General features: G+C 52.5%; 19 protein-coding genes. 14 read left to right on the top strand and 5 right to left on the bottom strand.

Annotated features, from left to right (window positions below; genetic code table 11):
* The first annotated feature begins 34 nt into the window (after positions 1-34).
* A complete protein-coding gene (gene sstT / locus FDX19_RS09480) occupies positions 35-1,279 on the top strand; it encodes a serine/threonine transporter SstT (RefSeq protein WP_137382506.1) in 1,245 nt (414 codons plus the stop codon).
* Positions 1,280-1,295: 16 nt separating this feature from the next.
* Here the strand turns inward: sstT and FDX19_RS09475 are convergent, their stop codons facing one another.
* From FDX19_RS09475 to uxaC, 3 genes are all read right to left on the bottom strand, one after another.
* On the bottom strand, positions 1,296-1,850 hold the full coding sequence (locus FDX19_RS09475) for a YgjV family protein (protein ID WP_137382505.1): 555 nt from the start codon (positions 1,848-1,850) through the stop codon (positions 1,296-1,298).
* 207 nt (positions 1,851-2,057) lie between these two features.
* Complete coding sequence (locus FDX19_RS09470) at positions 2,058-3,545, bottom strand: UxaA family hydrolase (protein WP_137382504.1); 1,488 nt, start codon at positions 3,543-3,545, stop codon at positions 2,058-2,060.
* 15 nt (positions 3,546-3,560) lie between these two features.
* Positions 3,561-4,973 carry a glucuronate isomerase gene (uxaC, locus tag FDX19_RS09465; protein ID WP_137382503.1) on the bottom strand — a complete coding sequence of 471 codons (1,413 nt, stop codon included), beginning with the start codon at positions 4,971-4,973 and terminating at the stop codon, positions 3,561-3,563.
* 474 nt (positions 4,974-5,447) lie between these two features.
* Here uxaC and exuT point away from each other — a divergent pair, with 474 nt between their 5' ends.
* From exuT to FDX19_RS09410, 11 genes are all read left to right on the top strand, one after another.
* Positions 5,448-6,749, top strand: coding sequence for a hexuronate transporter ExuT (exuT, locus tag FDX19_RS09460; protein WP_048213342.1), 1,302 nt, complete (start codon positions 5,448-5,450; stop codon positions 6,747-6,749).
* Positions 6,750-6,883: 134 nt separating this feature from the next.
* Positions 6,884-7,660 carry a transcriptional regulator ExuR gene (exuR, locus tag FDX19_RS09455; protein ID WP_005131459.1) on the top strand — a complete coding sequence of 259 codons (777 nt, stop codon included), beginning with the start codon at positions 6,884-6,886 and terminating at the stop codon, positions 7,658-7,660.
* A gap of 349 nt (positions 7,661-8,009) precedes the next feature.
* Complete coding sequence (gene yqjA / locus FDX19_RS09450; protein WP_005131462.1) at positions 8,010-8,672, top strand: DedA family general envelope maintenance protein YqjA; 663 nt, start codon at positions 8,010-8,012, stop codon at positions 8,670-8,672.
* 3 nt (positions 8,673-8,675) lie between these two features.
* A complete protein-coding gene (mzrA, locus tag FDX19_RS09445) occupies positions 8,676-9,059 on the top strand; it encodes an EnvZ/OmpR regulon moderator MzrA (protein ID WP_137382502.1) in 384 nt (127 codons plus the stop codon).
* Between the two features lie 148 nt (positions 9,060-9,207).
* The gene (locus tag FDX19_RS09440; protein ID WP_137382501.1) at positions 9,208-9,576 is read left to right on the top strand and encodes a DUF1090 domain-containing protein; all 369 of its coding nucleotides are present in this window, start codon (positions 9,208-9,210) and stop codon (positions 9,574-9,576) included.
* A 33-nt stretch (positions 9,577-9,609) separates the two neighbouring features.
* On the top strand, positions 9,610-9,915 hold the full coding sequence (locus FDX19_RS09435) for a YqjD family protein (RefSeq protein ID WP_003024832.1): 306 nt from the start codon (positions 9,610-9,612) through the stop codon (positions 9,913-9,915).
* Positions 9,916-9,917: 2 nt separating this feature from the next.
* Complete coding sequence (locus tag FDX19_RS09430) at positions 9,918-10,313, top strand: phage holin family protein (protein WP_137382500.1); 396 nt, start codon at positions 9,918-9,920, stop codon at positions 10,311-10,313.
* Positions 10,313-10,612, top strand: a complete 300-nt coding sequence (locus FDX19_RS09425; RefSeq protein WP_137382499.1) for a YqjK-like family protein — start codon at positions 10,313-10,315, stop codon at positions 10,610-10,612. Before FDX19_RS09430 ends, FDX19_RS09425 begins: the two co-directional genes overlap by 1 nt.
* A gap of 182 nt (positions 10,613-10,794) precedes the next feature.
* On the top strand, positions 10,795-11,187 hold the full coding sequence (locus tag FDX19_RS09420; RefSeq protein ID WP_137382498.1) for a DoxX family protein: 393 nt from the start codon (positions 10,795-10,797) through the stop codon (positions 11,185-11,187).
* Positions 11,188-11,447: 260 nt separating this feature from the next.
* A complete protein-coding gene (locus FDX19_RS09415; protein ID WP_137382497.1) occupies positions 11,448-12,434 on the top strand; it encodes a glutathione S-transferase family protein in 987 nt (328 codons plus the stop codon).
* Positions 12,435-12,559: 125 nt separating this feature from the next.
* Entirely contained in the window at positions 12,560-12,925 is a 366-nt protein-coding gene (locus tag FDX19_RS09410; RefSeq protein WP_137382496.1) for a DUF805 domain-containing protein, read from the top strand.
* A 63-nt stretch (positions 12,926-12,988) separates the two neighbouring features.
* Here the strand turns inward: FDX19_RS09410 and yhaJ are convergent, their stop codons facing one another.
* Entirely contained in the window at positions 12,989-13,885 is an 897-nt protein-coding gene (gene yhaJ, locus FDX19_RS09405; RefSeq protein WP_137382495.1) for a DNA-binding transcriptional regulator YhaJ, read from the bottom strand.
* A gap of 104 nt (positions 13,886-13,989) precedes the next feature.
* Here yhaJ and FDX19_RS09400 point away from each other — a divergent pair, with 104 nt between their 5' ends.
* Together FDX19_RS09400 and FDX19_RS09395 are read left to right on the top strand one after the other, a co-directional pair.
* Positions 13,990-14,691 carry a pirin family protein gene (locus FDX19_RS09400; protein ID WP_137382494.1) on the top strand — a complete coding sequence of 234 codons (702 nt, stop codon included), beginning with the start codon at positions 13,990-13,992 and terminating at the stop codon, positions 14,689-14,691.
* Positions 14,692-14,717: 26 nt separating this feature from the next.
* Entirely contained in the window at positions 14,718-14,867 is a 150-nt protein-coding gene (locus FDX19_RS09395) for a hypothetical protein (protein ID WP_137382493.1), read from the top strand.
* A 121-nt stretch (positions 14,868-14,988) separates the two neighbouring features.
* On the opposite strand, the gene FDX19_RS09390 is transcribed toward FDX19_RS09395, so the two are convergent.
* A complete protein-coding gene (locus FDX19_RS09390; RefSeq protein ID WP_137382492.1) occupies positions 14,989-16,299 on the bottom strand; it encodes a serine dehydratase subunit alpha family protein in 1,311 nt (436 codons plus the stop codon).
* Between the last annotated feature and the right edge of the window lie 10 nt (positions 16,300-16,309).

The following is a 16,309-nucleotide window of genomic DNA, read 5'->3' as shown; positions in this document are numbered from 1 at the left end:
GGGTGAACAACAACACAATTCAAAGGATGACTACATGACTACGCTACGTTCATCGGGGCTGATCTCGCGTTTGGCGCAGGGGGGCCTGGTTAAACAAATTTTGGTCGGTTTGGTACTGGGGATTTTGCTGGCACTGGTTTCAAAACCTGCGGCAGAAGCCGTCGGCCTGTTGGGGACACTGTTCGTCGGCGCATTAAAAGCCGTTGCCCCAATCCTCGTGCTGATGCTGGTAATGGCCTCTATCGCCAACCACCAGCACGGGCAAAAAACCAATATCCGTCCCATTCTGTTCCTTTACCTGCTGGGAACATTTTCAGCGGCATTAGCCGCCGTGGTGTTCAGCTTTGCCTTCCCTTCGACGCTGCATCTTTCCAGCAGCGCCAGCGATATCGTGCCGCCATCCGGCATTATTGAGGTGATGCGCAGCCTGCTGATGAGCATGGTTTCTAACCCCATTGATGCGCTGCTGAATGCTAACTATATCGGTATTCTGGTATGGGCAGTCGGCCTTGGCTTTGCGCTACGCCATGGTAATGAGACGACCAAGAATCTGGTCAATGATATGTCCGATGCCGTCACGTTTATGGTGAGACTGGTTATCCGCTTTGCACCGATAGGTATCTTCGGTCTGGTCTCTTCCACACTGGCGACGACGGGTTTTGCCACCCTCTGGGGCTACGCGCAACTGCTGGCCGTACTGGTTGGCTGTATGCTGCTGGTTGCGCTGGTGGTCAACCCGCTGCTGGTGTTCTGGAAAATTCGCCGTAACCCGTACCCACTGGTATTGGCATGCCTGCGCGAAAGCGGCGTGTACGCCTTCTTTACCCGCAGCTCTGCTGCCAATATTCCGGTGAATATGGCGCTGTGTGAGAAGCTGAACCTGGATCGTGATACCTATTCGGTATCTATCCCGCTGGGCGCCACCATCAATATGGCAGGCGCGGCGATTACCATCACGGTTCTGACGCTGGCGGCGGTGAATACGCTGGGTATTCCGGTCGATTTACCGACGGCGCTGTTGCTGAGTGTGGTGGCATCGCTGTGTGCTTGCGGCGCATCGGGCGTCGCGGGGGGCTCTCTGCTACTGATCCCACTGGCGTGCAACATGTTCGGTATCCCGAATGACATCGCCATGCAGGTGGTCGCCGTTGGCTTTATCATCGGCGTATTGCAGGATTCCTGTGAAACGGCGCTGAACTCTTCGACAGACGTCCTGTTTACCGCTGCAGCCTGCCAGGCAGAAGACGAGCGTCTGGCAAATAACGCCCTGCGCGGCTAATCTCTGTGCCCCTCCGTCATCGGGCGGAGGGGTTCTCTTCTTGTACGCTTTTTTCAATTTTGAACGGATCAATGCCGCGTTTTTGCATGCGCCGGAAGCGAATAATGTTCAGGCCGTTCATCACCAGAAAGCTACCTTCGATCATCGTCCCGCCAATCGATCCCAGCCAGAAATTGTGAATGACCCAGCAGCCCGTTGCACACCACATCACGCAGCGCACGGTTAACCCTTTGCAACGAAACAGTGCCCAGGTGCTGGCCAGCGTGCCGATAATAGGCAGTAGCTCCATAGCATGCTGCAATTTTGCCAAGCCAAGAACCAGGGTGAGGACAATAAAAACCGTCATGACCCACAGCTTGCGGGTATGCATCGAAACGATTGTGCGGATAGTGTTGAGCTCGGCGCTCATTCCCGCGGGCCAGGCGCCCATCAGGAAAAAATGCACGCCAATGGTGGCGCTATAGACGGCGAGCTGTAGCCGGAACCGGCGCTCGTCGCGATTAAAAAAAGTGGTAATCCCGATCAGAAAGGCGATGACACCTACGCCCTGGGCCAGCCAATACGCGGTCATGAATGATCCTTGTCAGGTAATGCGAAAACAAACGGCGCTCCATATTATGAAACGCCGTTTTTAGATTCCACCATAAACAATCTTACCCAAAAGATTTTGTGCCACAGCAAGGCGGCAAGTTCGCACATCCCCGGGAGCTTACATGAGTAAGTGACCGGGGTGGGCGAACGCAGCCAACACCGCAGTGGGGCAAAAGATGAAGGGTAATTACAACGTTACACCACTTTTAAAGATAGCCAGTTCCCGGAAATCATTGCGTTCGTTACAGGTCGGTTTGCCGTTGGCAAACTCAACGATGGTATCGACAAACTCGTTCAGCAACTGAGGCATCGCTTTGCCGTGGATCAGCTGTCCGGCGTCAAAATCGATCCAATGCTTTTTCTTCGCGGCCAGTTCGCTGTTGGTGGCAATTTTCACCGTCGGTACGAAACCGCCGTACGGCGTTCCGCGACCGGTGCTGAACAACACCATATGACAGCCGGCCCCCGCCAGCGCACTGGTCGCAACGGCGTCATTGCCCGGAGCACTTAACAGATTCAGACCTGGCGTTTTCAGGCGTTCGCCGTAGCGCAGTACATCGACAACTTTGCTGGAACCCGCTTTCTGTGTACATCCCAGCGATTTATCTTCCAGCGTGGTGATGCCACCCGCTTTGTTCCCCGGCGATGGGTTCTCGTAGATCGGCTGGTCGTGGGCAATGAAGTATTGCTTGAAGTCATTGACCATGGTCACCAGCTTACCGAAAGTTTCTTCGTCGCGGCAGTGGTCCATTAATAGCTGCTCGGCACCGAACATCTCCGGGACTTCAGTCAGCACGGTAGTCCCGCCGTTCGCGATCACGTAGTCAGAGAAACGCCCCAGCATCGGGTTAGCGGTGATCCCAGACAAGCCGTCAGATCCGCCACATTCCAGACCGAACTTCAGCTCGCCGAGTTTACCCGGCTCACGCTTATCGTTACGCATCACGCTGTACAGCTGATGGAGATGTTCGATCCCCGCTTCCACTTCGTCTTCCTGGTGCTGGCAGACCATAAAGTGAACGCGTTCAGGATCATACTCCCCTAACGTTTCACGGAAAGCATCAACCTGGTTGTTTTCACAACCGAGGCCAACCACCAGCACCGCCCCCGCATTCGGGTGACGCACCATATTTTGCAGCATGGTGCGGGTGTTAATGTGGTCGTCGCCGAGCTGTGAACAGCCGTAGGTGTGGCTGAAGAGATGCACGCCGTCGATTCCTTCGGCGTCGTTAGTCTCTTTCAGGAAACGGGTTTGCATCTGACGCGCCATCGCATTGACGCAGCCGACGGTCGGCAGGATCCACAGTTCGTTGCGCACGCCAACATCGCCGTTGGCACGACGGTAGATCTGCACATCGCGATCCGCCGGTTGTGCAACTTCCGCCTGAAAATCAGGGTGGTAGCTATACGTGTCCAGGTCGCTCAGATTGGTGCGCGTGTTGTGAGCATGAATATGCTCACCCGCCGCAACGTCCACCAGCGTATGGCCAATTGGCAAACCGTATTTAATGACGTTTTCGCCTTGCGCTATATCGCGTAAAGCGAATTTATGGCCACGTGTTACCGCCTGACGCAGGGTTACCGCCTGCCCATCAACGGTGACTTCGGTTCCTTCAGCCAAATCAGCGAGCGCTACCGCGACGTTATCCAGCGCATGGATCTTGATGTATTGCATACCTTCACCCGGGCCTTAGTTCAGTTCAATGGCGAAGTAATCACGCGCATTGTTGAAGCAAATATTTCTGACCATTTCACCCAGCAGTTGAATATCTGCAGGTGCTTCACCCGCGGCAACCCAACGGCCAATCATCTGGCACAGGATGCGACGGAAATATTCATGGCGCGTGTATGACAGGAAGCTACGGCTATCGGTCAGCATACCCACAAAACGGCTCAGCAGACCGAGCTGTGCCAGTTGTGTCATCTGACGTTCCATCCCATCTTTCTGGTCGTTAAACCACCAGCCGGAACCGAACTGCATTTTGCCCGGCATGCCTTCACCCTGGAAGTTACCGATCATGGTGCCCAGCACTTCGTTATCACGCGGGTTCAGGCAGTACAGGATGGTTTTCGGCAGCAGGTTCTGTTCATTCTGCTTGCTTAACAGTTTGGACAGTTCTTCAGCCATCGGGCGGTCGTTAATGGAGTCGAAACCGACATCCGCGCCCAGCAGTTTGAACTGGCGCAGGTTGTTATTACGCAATGCGCCAATGTGGTACTGCTGCACCCATTCGCGACGTGCGTATTCAGCGCCCAGGAACACCAGTACGGCAGTTTTGAACTGGGCAACTTCGTGCTCGCTCAGGGTTTCACCCGCCAGACGACGCGCCAGGATGCTATCCAGTTCAGCTTCGCTAGATTCAGCAAACAGCACCACATCCAGCGCGTGGTCAGAGACTTTACAGCCGTGAGCCGCAAAGTGATCAAGACGTTTAGTTAGCGCGGTTTGCAGGTCGGTAAAGCGGCGGATCTCGGTGTCAGAAACTTCACCCAGCTTCGCCATGTAATCGTTAAAGGTCGCCAGTTCAATGTTAAAGGCTTTATCCGGACGCCAGCTTGGCAGCACTTTGATAGCAAAGGTGCTGTCTTTCGCGACCGCAGCGTGATGCTCCAGAGAATCGATCGGATCATCAGTGGTGCCGACCATTTTTACATTCATCTGCTGCATGATTCCACGCGCGGAAAACTGATCCTGCGCCAGCAATTCGTTGCACTGGTTCCAGATTTCATCGGCAGTCACAGGAGACAACAGCTTACCTGTAATACCAAATGGGCGACGCAGTTCAAGATGCGTCCAGTGGTAGAGCGGGTTACCGATGGTGTGCGGGACCGTCGCGGCCCAGGCGTCAAACTTCTCGCGATCGGACGCATCACCGGTACACAGGCGTTCAGCGACACCGTTAGTGCGCATGGCGCGCCACTTGTAGTGATCACCCTTCAGCCAGATGTCATACAGGTTGTTAAAACGGTAGTTATCAGCGATTTGTTGCGGCGGCAAATGGCAGTGGTAGTCGAAGATTGGCTGGTCTTTGGCGTAATCATGATACAGACGGCGGGCAAATTCGGTATCCAGCAGGAAATCTTCAGTCATAAACGGGGTCATTATCGTCTTCCTCTCAGCGAGTGCGTCAGATTGCTTATGTTTTGATGTTGTCAAAGTTATCACACCAATTTCCATACACTGAAGATATTTTCGTGAGTTAGATCAACAAATGATGACAAAAAAATTACTCTCAAAGAGGTAAAACTCATGGCAAGCCGCGCCAGCACTGGCTTTGCTGAATCGAATTAATGACCACACGAAGATTCACACTTTTGTGATGGCACTCACCTTTTAAAGCTGTATGACAAGTTATCTTTTTGCCGTCGCGATACATAAGCCGACGGAATGCAAATTACCGATGGTCCACCATCGGATTGACCGGTACGGAAACCGAATTAGCACAATCATTGACATGGCAAAGTTCGGGGCAGTGCCGGTTTTTTTTCGGTCACGCCCTTCGTAAAAGAACATCCTCCGCCCTGGACTGGAAGATGACCGCTCGTTAGCGGACATAACAAAACGATGAGGTTTTACATGCGTAAAATTAAAGGGTTACGTTGGTACATGATCGCACTGGTGACGCTTGGCACCGTGCTGGGTTACCTGACACGTAACACTGTGGCGGCAGCTGCGCCAACTCTGATGGAAGAGTTACACATCTCCACTCAACAGTACTCCTATATCATCGCAGCGTATTCTGCTGCTTACACCGTAATGCAACCCGTTGCTGGCTACGTGCTGGATGTGCTCGGCACCAAAGTAGGTTACGCGATGTTCGCCGTTCTGTGGGCCGTCTTCTGTGGTGCCACGGCGCTGGCTGGTAGCTGGGGTGGACTGGCACTGGCACGAGGTGCAGTCGGTGCCGCAGAAGCCGCGATGATCCCAGCGGGTCTGAAAGCCAGTTCTGAATGGTTCCCGGCAAAAGAGCGTTCTATTGCTGTCGGTTACTTTAACGTTGGTTCTTCTATCGGCGCGATGATTGCTCCGCCGCTGGTCGTGTGGGCTATCGTCATGCACAGCTGGCAGATGGCGTTCATTATTTCTGGTGCCCTGAGCTTCATCTGGGCGATGTCCTGGCTTGTTTTCTACAAACACCCACGCGACCAGAAAAAACTGTCTGACGAAGAGCGTGATTACATCCTTAACGGTCAGGAATCACAGCATAAAAACAGTACCGCGAAGAAAATGTCGCTTGGCCAGATCCTGCGTAACCGCCAGTTCTGGGGTATCGCGCTGCCGCGTTTCCTGGCAGAGCCGGCCTGGGGTACATTCAACGCCTGGATCCCGCTGTTCATGTTTAAAGTCTACGGCTTTAACCTGAAAGAGATTGCGATGTTCGCGTGGATGCCAATGCTGTTCGCTGACCTCGGCTGTATCATCGGGGGTTACTTACCGCCACTGTTCCAGCGTTGGTTCGGCGTAAACCTGATCGTGTCCCGTAAAATGGTCGTCACCATGGGCGCACTGCTGATGATTGGCCCAGGGATGATTGGTCTGTTCACCAGCCCGTATATTGCTATCGCCCTGCTGTGCGTCGGTGGTTTTGCTCACCAGGCACTGTCTGGCGCGCTGATTACGCTCTCTTCTGACGTATTTGGCCGCAATGAAGTCGCGACCGCTAACGGCCTGACGGGGATGTCTGCCTGGCTGGCGAGTACTCTGTTTGCCCTGGTCGTTGGTGCCCTGGCTGACACCATCGGCTTTAGCCCACTGTTCGCCGTACTGGCAGTATTCGACCTGCTTGGTGCGTTAGTCATCTGGACGGTACTGCAGAACAAGTCGGCAAGCGAGATTGATTCGGGCCCGCAAACCGGCTCTCCCGCTACGCAAAATTAACCTGACGCGAGTCGTCATAGGTATATAATGCAGAGCCGCCAGTTGACTGGCGGCTTTTTTGTCGGTGCGAGTAGAGCCGCCATCGCAAAAGTGGTATAACAAATATAGTCTGCCGTATCATGCCTGGAGTGCATATGGAAATCACTGAACCACGACGTTTGTACCAACAACTTGCTGCCGATCTAAAAGAACGCATCGAGCAAGGCGTCTATCTGGTGGGCGATAAACTTCCCGCCGAGCGCTTTATTGCCGATGAAAAGAACGTCAGTCGTACCGTGGTTCGTGAAGCGATTATCATGCTCGAGGTTGAAGGCTACGTTGAGGTGCGTAAAGGATCAGGTATCCACGTCATCTCTAACCAACCCAAACATTATGTTGCGCCCGACGAAGGTCTGGAATTCGCCAGCTACGGTCCTTTTGAATTGCTGCAAGCGCGTCAGCTTATTGAGAGCAACATCGCCGAGTTTGCCGCCACCCAGGTGACCAAGCAGGACATCATGAAACTGATGGAAATCCAGGAGAAGTCGCGCAACGAAAAAAGCTTTCGTGACTCCGAATGGGACCTGCAGTTCCATGTTCAGGTCGCACTGGCGACACAAAACTCAGCTCTGGCCGCCATTGTTGAAAAAATGTGGACTCAGCGTGTTCACAACCCCTACTGGAAGAAATTGCACGATCACATTGATCTGCGCACGGTAGACAACTGGTGTGATGACCATGACCAGATCCTGCGGGCATTAATTCGCAAAGATCCGCATGCAGCCAAACTGGCGATGTGGCAGCACCTTGAGAACACGAAACAGATGCTGTTTAACGAAACCAGCGATGATTTCGAGTTCAACGCGGACCGTTACCTTTTCACGGAAAATCCGGTCGTTCATCTGGATACCGCTGCAAACAGCACAAAATAAACGTTCTGACTTTCACAGGCGTGATAACAGCGCCTGTTTCTGACGCTCGGTAAGCATTAGGTATAAAGTGTCAGCCTGTGTAAATCCTCTCGCCTCACTCCCTTGCGATAAGCAAAATCAGAGCTCAACCACCGTAATTTATATAACGGACTACGTTGACCTTTGTTACAATTAAAAGCGTTTTGAATTTTTTATGTGTTAGTGCTTGCTTACTTCACAACTTAACAGGGAACAGTTCAGGCCGTGAATTTGTGCAGACCGCGATCCATGCAAAAAACACCAATAAAATCGTGGCATTACAAACTCAAGAACAACGGCGTGACCATAACCGATTCTCCAGGAATACTGAATGGAACTACTGACTCAATTACTGAATGCTTTATGGGCTCAGGATTTTGAAACTCTGGCCAATCCTTCCATGATTGGTATGCTGTATTTTGTACTGTTTACAATTTTGTTTCTGGAAAATGGGTTGCTACCCGCGGCCTTTTTACCTGGCGACAGTTTGCTGGTACTGGTCGGCGTACTTATTGCCAAAGGCGCAATGGGTTTTCCGCAAACGGTACTGCTACTCACCACCGCAGCCAGCCTCGGTTGTTGGCTCAGCTATATTCAGGGCCGATGGTTGGGTAATACCCGCACCGTGCAGAACTGGCTTTCACATCTTCCGGCTCATTATCACCAACGCGCGCATCATCTTTTCCACAAGCATGGCTTATCCGCGCTGTTGGTCGGTCGCTTCATTGCGTTTGTCAGAACATTACTGCCGACCATTGCCGGGCTGTCAGGCCTGAATAATGCGCGTTTTCAGTTCTTCAACTGGATGAGCGGGCTATTGTGGGTACTGATTCTGACCACGCTGGGCTATCTACTGGGCAAAACACCGGTTTTTCTAAAGTATGAAGATCAGCTCATGTCCTGCCTGATGCTGCTTCCTGTCGTATTACTGGTGGTTGGCCTGGCCGGCTCACTGGTTGTACTCTGGAAAAAGAAATACGGGAACCGAGGGTAAATTATGCTGAAATCACGCATAACGCTCCGACGACTGGCCTGGACCACCTCCTTTATGCTGTTTTTGGGCGCGTTAATCCTGACCTGGTCGGTCATTCGCCAGCAGGAATCGACGCTTGCCATTCGCGCCATAAACCAGGGTGCCAGCATGCCAGACGGCTTCTCTATCTGGCATCATCTGGATGCCAACGGCATTCGTTTTAAAAGTATTACTCCGCAAAATGACGCGCTGCTGATCACCTTTGATTCCAGCGCGCAGAGCGCAGCCGCAAAAGCTGTACTGGACAGAACGTTGCCACACGGCTTCGTTATTGCTCAACAGGATGATGACAATCAGGCAGTGCAGTGGTTATCTCGTTTACGGGATACGCCGCACCGCTTTGGTTAATCTCCAGGAATCTGAATTAGATCACTCACTTTGGTGATTTCACCGTTTAGTGCCTATGATTAATAAACTGAAGTTATGACCTACAGCTTTATTATTCTGGAGCATCGACTACAAAACATCGGGTCGCATCACAATGGAAGGTTCAAGAATGAAATACCGCATCGCTTTGGCAATGAGTCTTTTCGCTCTCAGTGCCGGCAGCTACGCTAACTCCCTCTGTCAGGAAAAAGAACAAGATATTCAGCGGGAAATTAGCTATGCCGAAAAACACAACAATCATAGCCGCATCAATGGGTTAAACAAAGCGCTTAGTGAGGTTCGGGCAAACTGTACAGACAGCAAACTGCGTGCGAATCACCAGAAAAAAATCGCAGAGCAGAAAAATGAGATAGCCGAACGTCAGCGTGATTTAGCCGAAGCGAAACAAAAAGGCGATGCGGATAAAATCGCAAAACGCGAACGTAAGCTTGCAGAGGCTCAGAAAGAGCTGAAGGAACTTGAGACCCGCGATTACTAAGTACGGTAACTACCCACTCACCTGGAGAAAACTATGTCGAAAGATAACGCTACGGAAAATCTGCGCGCTGAGCTGAAATCCCTTGCGGATACGCTCGAAGAAGTACTGAGCTCCTCTGGCGATAAGTCGAAGGAAGAGATGAGTAAAATTCGCAGCAAAGCCGAACATGCGCTGCGCGAGAGCCGCCATCGTCTGAGCGAGACCAGCGATGTGATTGCTAAGCAAACCCGTGAAGCGGCCGCCAAAGCCGATAACTATGTGCGCGAAAACCCATGGACAGGCGTTGGTATTGGCGCTGCGGTTGGTGTGGTGCTTGGTGTACTGCTGTCGCGCCGCTAACAATGGCTGACTCTCAACACGCACAAGGTCCAGGCAAAAGCGTCCTGGGGATTGGACAACGGGTCCTCACGATTCTCGTTGAGATCGTAGAGACCCGACTACGGCTGGCCGTCGTTGAACTGGAAGAGGAAAAAGCTAACCTTGTCCAGATCGTACTGATGCTGGGACTGACTATGCTCTTTGCGGCATTTGGGCTGATGAGTCTGATGGTGCTTATCATCTGGGCCATTGACCCTCAGTACCGCCTGAACGCGATGATTGCCACCACCGTTGTGCTGTTGCTTTTGGCGCTCGTTGGCGGGATATGGACATTACGTAAAGCCCGTAAATCAACACTGTTACGCCATACACGCCACGAACTCGCTAATGACAGGCAGGCCCTGGAGGATGATGTCTAATGAGCAGTAAAGTCGAGCGCCAAAAACGTAAGGCACAACTGCTTGGTCAGATCCAGCAGCAACGGCTGGATCTGTCTGCCACCCGCCGCGACTGGCTGGAGGCGACTGACGTATACGATCGTGGCTGGAAAACGCTGCTGAACCTGCGCGCCTGGGTGCTGGTCGGCAGCAGTATTATGGCTGTACGGACCATTCGTAATCCTAATCTGCTGGTCCGCTGGGCCAAACGCGGCTTTAGCGTCTGGAGCGCATGGCGTTTGATTAAATCGACAATCAGACAGCAACAATTGCGCGGTTAACCCCTGCCGATCCCCTATTTTGCGGGTTCCTCAAATTTTTTGAAAATTACTGACAGTTTTCCTTGCTAACAATTGTCATTCTGTACGTCTATGATTCTCTCCATCGACAGCAACGACGCGCTCTGCAGCGTTAATGCACAAAAAACAAAACAATCCGCCTGAGTGGTTTCCTGGAGAGTACGATGAAAAAATTAGAAGATGTTGGTGTACTGGTAGCGCGCATTCTGATGCCAATCCTGTTTATTACTGCAGGTTGGGGAAAGATCACCGGATATGCGGGTACCCAACAGTATATGGAAGCCATGGGCGTCCCTGGTTTTATGTTGCCGCTGGTTATTCTGCTTGAGTTCGGCGGCGGTCTGGCAATCCTGTTTGGTTTCCTGACCCGTACTACCGCGCTGTTCACCGCAGGCTTCACCCTGCTGACCGCGTTCATCTTCCACAGCAACTTTGCGGAAGGGATGAACTCTCTGATGTTCATGAAAAACCTGACCATCGCAGGCGGCTTCCTGCTGCTGGCTATCACTGGTCCGGGCGCATTCAGTATCGACCGTGTACTGAATAAAAAGTGGTAATCAAACTATACCCGTCATTCTTCAAGTTGCAGGTGTGTTGGCTTCACTCAGAAACCCCAGTCACATAGTTATCTATGCTCCTGGGCGTTTAATGAGGGACATCCATGTCCCTCACCGAAGGCAACCTTTGGCTGTTCAAATTCGTTCCAGACGAATTTGTCTTTCCCTTGCCGCCTTCCTGCAACTCGAATTATTTAGGGTATATACTTATTAAAAGACGAGGGGATTAACTCCTCGTTTTGCATTCCGGGAGAGAGATAATGGGACAACTGATTGACGGCGTCTGGCATGACACCTGGTACGATACCAAATCAACCGGTGGTAAATTTCAACGTTCTGCATCGGCTTTCCGTAGCTGGCTCACCGCGGATGGCACGCCTGGCCCAACTGGCGAAGGTGGTTTTGCCGCCGAAAAAGACCGCTATCATCTGTACGTTTCTCTGGCCTGCCCGTGGGCACATCGCACGCTGATTATGCGTAAACTCAAAGGTCTGGAACCCTTCATTTCCGTTTCCGTAGTGCATCCGCTGATGCTGGAAAACGGCTGGACGTTTGATAACAACTTCCCGGCAGCAACCGGCGATACGCTTTACCAGCACGAGTTTCTCTATCAACTGTATTTACACGCCGATCCGCACTACAGCGGCCGGGTAACGGTTCCGGTGCTGTGGGATAAAAAAAATCACACCATCGTCAGCAACGAATCGGCTGAAATCATCCGCATGTTTAACACCGCGTTTGATGCGCTGGGCGCAAAAGCCGGGGATTACTATCCACCGGCCCTGCAAAGCAAAATTGACGATCTGAACAGTTGGATTTATGACAACGTCAATAACGGTGTGTATAAAGCCGGTTTTGCTACCAGCCAGGAAGCGTATGACAGCGCAGTAGAAAAAGTCTTTGAATCACTGGCGCGACTGGAGCAGATTCTCGGCCAGCATCGCTACCTGACTGGCGACCAGTTAACAGAGGCTGACATTCGCCTATGGACTACGCTGGTACGTTTTGATCCGGTGTATGTCACCCACTTCAAATGCGACAAGCATCGGATCAGTGACTATCTGAATCTGTACGGTTTTCTGCGTGATATCTACCAGATGCCAGGCATTGCGGACACCGTCAATTTCGATCACATCCGCAATCACTACTTCCGTAGCCACAAAACCATTAACCCGACCGGCATTATTTCTGTTGGGCCGTGGCAGGACCTCAGCGAACCCCACGGGCGTGACGAGCGTTTCGCGTAATTTACACGGGTCCCCTTTTGGGGGCCAAATAATTCACACCATAAATATTTACCATCATTATATTCGCAGCTATTCTTATTTTGATTGCTTTAAAAACAAGTAATTGAACGCAGAACGAGGCGAAAATGGATTGGTATTTAAACGTATTAAAGAACTACTTTGGTTTTGGTGGTCGTGCACGGCGCAAAGAGTACTGGATGTTTATTTTGGTCAACATCATCTTTACGTTCGTGCTGAGCGTGTTAGACAGGATGTTTGGCTGGCAACGCGCCGGGGGAGAAGGCGTATTAACAACGATTTATGCAATTCTGGTTTTTATACCGTGGTGGGCCGTTCAGTTTCGGCGTTTGCATGACACCGACCGTTCAGCATGGTGGCTGTTAGTATTGCTGATCCCCATCATTGGCTGGTTGGTCATCATCCTTTTCAACTGTCAAAACGGCACGCCGGGTAGCAACCGCTTCGGCGCTGACCCTAAACAGCTGTCCTGACGTCATACACCTTTTGTAGGCCGGATAAGGTGCAATTGCACCGCATCCGGCGTAACAGTCAGGCTATTTACCCGCAAACAGTTTCGGGATTTCCCGCAAACACCAGGACTTCGCTTCGCCCATACTGTCCCGACGCCAGGCCATGATGATATCTATTTCATTTGTCGATTCCGGGCTAACCACACGCAGCCGGCCTGCGGCAATATCCTCTTCGACCAACGGATACGGCATGGTCGCTACACCCAGCCCGGCTAACAGCGCCTGACGCTTATCTTCAATAGTGCTGACGGTCAGACGCGGTTGTTTATCGAGAAGCTGAACGGTCAGCACCGGGCGTTCACGGGCCGTATCCGCCACCGCTATGCCCCGATATTTCACACGAGTGACTTCTGACAACGGTTCCGGCTCCTGGTGGATCGGGTGATTCGGTGCCGCCACATAAACGTTCATCAGCGAGTACAGCTTGCGCGAGTTAATTTCTGATGATGAGCGGAAATGCATATCCGGCGCGATCACGATGTCCGCTCTGCCCTGCTCCAGACGCTCCCACGCCCCGGCCAGCACTTCAGTGATAACGGAAAGCTGCGTGTTTGCCTTTCCAGCGAGGCGGTCAATAAGCGGGAAGAATGCCGCCGTTGGCACCAACGCTTCGGTGACGATGGTCAGATGCGTTTCCCAACCACGGGCCAGCGCTTCAGCATCGGTCGTCAGCTTATCAGCAGCCTCCAGCAACACGCGGCCGCGTTCAAGCAGCATACGCCCGACGTTGGTAAATTTTGTGCGGTGACCTGAGCGGTCAAACAGCACAACATCCAGCTCTTCTTCCAGTTTCTGCATGGTGTAGCTGAGGGCGGAAGGTACGCGTCCCAGTTCATCCGCCGCCGCGGCAAAGCTGCCGCGCCTGTCTATTGCGTCCATGACGCGTAACGCTTCAAGCGTTAAAGCCCGTTCTTTGGCCATCTCGTTCTCATTCAGGAAATTTGAACATACCGGGCAGAATATCTGGCTAACAATGCAGCGTCTAGCCATTTAACATAAAAGGAAGTAAAGAGAGGTCAAGAACTATGATTACTACCCGTACAGCCAAACAATGCGGGCAAGCAGACTACGGCTGGCTGCAGGCCCGTTATACCTTCTCCTTTGGACACTATTTTGATCCTAAATTGCTGGGTTATGCCTCGCTGCGTGTTCTGAACCAGGAAGTTCTGGCACCGGGGGCCTCTTTCCAGCCACGTACCTATCCAAAGGTTGATATCGTCAATCTGATCCTCGAAGGGGAAGCAGAGTATCGCGACAGCGAAGGTAACCATATTCAGGCCAAAGCCGGAGAGGTGTTACTGCTCGCTACGCAACCTGGGATCAGCTACAGCGAGCACAATATCAGCAAAGACAAGCCCCTGACCAGAATGCAGCTCTGGCTGGACGCCTGCCCGCAGCGAGAAAACACCTGCGTGCAAAAAGCGACGCTGAATGCCGGCAAGCATCAACTGCTTGCTTCACCTGACGGTGAACAAGGCAGCCTGCATCTGCGCCAACAGGTATGGGTGCACCACGTTGAGCTGCAGCAAGGTGAATCGCTGAGTTTTCAATTGCATGGACCTCGCGCATATTTGCAGTCGATCCATGGCACGTTCCACGCGGTCACTTCAGGTGCCGAAAAAGAAGCGCTTACCTGCGGTGATGGCGCATTTATTCGTGATGAAACTAACATAACGTTAGTTGCCGATACCCCATTGCGCGCTTTGCTGATAGATTTGCCCGTATAGTCATTGGAATCAAGGGAGTACGACTATTGAGCAAGAAGTCATCAAAAAAACGCCAGCCACGAGTTGAGGCCAAAAAACAGGAAAGCGTCGTCTTTGGCTACGAGGAGATGCTAACGGAACTGGAAGCAATCGTTGCAGATGCCGAGCTGCGTCTGGAAGAAGAAGAAGCCGCCTGAAAAGGCGGCTTAGCGTTATGCCGGATGGCGACGCTAATGCGTCTTATCCGGCCTACGGTTTTGTAACGATGCGCCCCCGCAGGCCGGAAATCTGCGCGCCATCAGGCAGTCAGTCGCCAGATTAATGTGCCTTGCTGGCCATAATCTCAATGATCTGCTTGTCGGTTTCCTGCATTGAACGACACGCCAGCGCACACAGGTTAGCGATAGATTGTTCCACGTTATGCGCCACAATCCCTTCGTTGCCGGTTACGGCAGTATCATCCAGCGCCATGAGTACCGCTTTCCATGCCGCAGATGCGCTGGTTGAGACTTTCATCGCGCAGCTGTTTGAAGCGCCATCACATATCATTCCGCTCACGTCGCCAATCATGCTGCTGATCGCCATCGCGATGGTGTTGTAGTGACCATCTACGATCCATGCCATACCTGCCGCGGCGCCCATTGCTGCGGTCGTTGCCGCACACAGCGCAGACAAACGCGGAAGCTGATGATGGATGTAGATAGCACTCAGGTGAGATAACATCAGCGCACGTGCCAGTTTCTCTTCATCGGCCCCAAAGTGTTCAGCCACCACCATCACCGGAACAGTGGCAGTAATACCCTGATTGCCGGAACCGGAATTGCTCATGGCCGGCAGAGTCGCCCCGCCCATTCGCGCATCCGATGCCGCACTTGTACGGATCAGAATAGAGGTGGAGAGATCGTTAGCCAGCAGACCACGTGCACACTGTTTCTCAAGCGTGGTGCCGATATGCAAGCCCCAGCTACCGCTTAGTCCTTCCTGAGACAACGCGCCGTTCAGTTTTGCCGCATCAAGAATAAAGCGAATAGCGTCAAACGGCACAGCATTCACAAATGCCACGATCTCTTCCAGCGACGTGTGGGATAGCACTGCCAGCGGGGATTCCTGCTCATCAGCCTGAACCTGCTCAGGCTGAGTAAACACCACGCCGTTATTGGTCTCGATATGCACAATGTTGGTATGCCCGCCGACAATCGTCACGCACGCCCATCCTTCAGCGCTGTAAACCTTCGCGCGGGAAAAGAGGATGTCCTCGCAAGGCTCCTGCAGCATCACCGCCACCTTCCCGGCGCTCAGCATCGCTTTGGCATCGGCAATCGCTTGTGGCGACGCGTCTTTCAATACTTCTAACCCAGCCCCGGCATTTCCCCCCAGCGCACCCAGCGCCGCCGCGACAGGTAACCCGACCATTCCGGTACCCGGCACGGTAACGCCCATGCCGTTTTTCATCAGGTTTGGTGAGACCCACGCATCAATGCGTTCCACCGCGCCGTCCAGCTCAGCAGAAGCGGCGGCCGCCGCCAGAGCCAGAGAGATAGGTTCAGTACAACCCAGCGCAGGTTTCACTTCTTCCTGCACAGCGCGAATAAAACTATCCCATAATGGATTCAATGTAGTCTCAAACATAACAACAACC

It is taken from the genome of Citrobacter sp. wls619, from assembly GCF_005281345.1.
Taxonomy (GTDB): Bacteria; Pseudomonadota; Gammaproteobacteria; order Enterobacterales; family Enterobacteriaceae; genus Citrobacter.
This window is presented reverse-complemented; position numbering and strand designations above follow the sequence as displayed.

Excerpts from the sequence above, each read along its gene's own strand:
- sstT (WP_137382506.1), top strand. The coding sequence starts at position 35 with ATGACTACGCTACGTTCATCGGGGCTGATCTCGCGTTTGGCGCAGGGG.
- FDX19_RS09475 (WP_137382505.1), bottom strand. The coding sequence starts at position 1,850 with ATGACCGCGTATTGGCTGGCCCAGGGCGTAGGTGTCATCGCCTTTCTG.
- FDX19_RS09470 (WP_137382504.1), bottom strand. The coding sequence starts at position 3,545 with ATGCAATACATCAAGATCCATGCGCTGGATAACGTCGCGGTAGCGCTC.
- uxaC (WP_137382503.1), bottom strand. The coding sequence starts at position 4,973 with ATGACCCCGTTTATGACTGAAGATTTCCTGCTGGATACCGAATTTGCC.
- exuT (WP_048213342.1), top strand. The coding sequence starts at position 5,448 with ATGCGTAAAATTAAAGGGTTACGTTGGTACATGATCGCACTGGTGACG.
- exuR (WP_005131459.1), top strand. The coding sequence starts at position 6,884 with ATGGAAATCACTGAACCACGACGTTTGTACCAACAACTTGCTGCCGAT.
- yqjA (WP_005131462.1), top strand. The coding sequence starts at position 8,010 with ATGGAACTACTGACTCAATTACTGAATGCTTTATGGGCTCAGGATTTT.
- mzrA (WP_137382502.1), top strand. The coding sequence starts at position 8,676 with ATGCTGAAATCACGCATAACGCTCCGACGACTGGCCTGGACCACCTCC.
- FDX19_RS09440 (WP_137382501.1), top strand. The coding sequence starts at position 9,208 with ATGAAATACCGCATCGCTTTGGCAATGAGTCTTTTCGCTCTCAGTGCC.
- FDX19_RS09435 (WP_003024832.1), top strand. The coding sequence starts at position 9,610 with ATGTCGAAAGATAACGCTACGGAAAATCTGCGCGCTGAGCTGAAATCC.
- FDX19_RS09430 (WP_137382500.1), top strand. The coding sequence starts at position 9,918 with ATGGCTGACTCTCAACACGCACAAGGTCCAGGCAAAAGCGTCCTGGGG.
- FDX19_RS09425 (WP_137382499.1), top strand. The coding sequence starts at position 10,313 with ATGAGCAGTAAAGTCGAGCGCCAAAAACGTAAGGCACAACTGCTTGGT.
- FDX19_RS09420 (WP_137382498.1), top strand. The coding sequence starts at position 10,795 with ATGAAAAAATTAGAAGATGTTGGTGTACTGGTAGCGCGCATTCTGATG.
- FDX19_RS09415 (WP_137382497.1), top strand. The coding sequence starts at position 11,448 with ATGGGACAACTGATTGACGGCGTCTGGCATGACACCTGGTACGATACC.
- FDX19_RS09410 (WP_137382496.1), top strand. The coding sequence starts at position 12,560 with ATGGATTGGTATTTAAACGTATTAAAGAACTACTTTGGTTTTGGTGGT.
- yhaJ (WP_137382495.1), bottom strand. The coding sequence starts at position 13,885 with ATGGCCAAAGAACGGGCTTTAACGCTTGAAGCGTTACGCGTCATGGAC.
- FDX19_RS09400 (WP_137382494.1), top strand. The coding sequence starts at position 13,990 with ATGATTACTACCCGTACAGCCAAACAATGCGGGCAAGCAGACTACGGC.
- FDX19_RS09390 (WP_137382492.1), bottom strand. The coding sequence starts at position 16,299 with ATGTTTGAGACTACATTGAATCCATTATGGGATAGTTTTATTCGCGCT.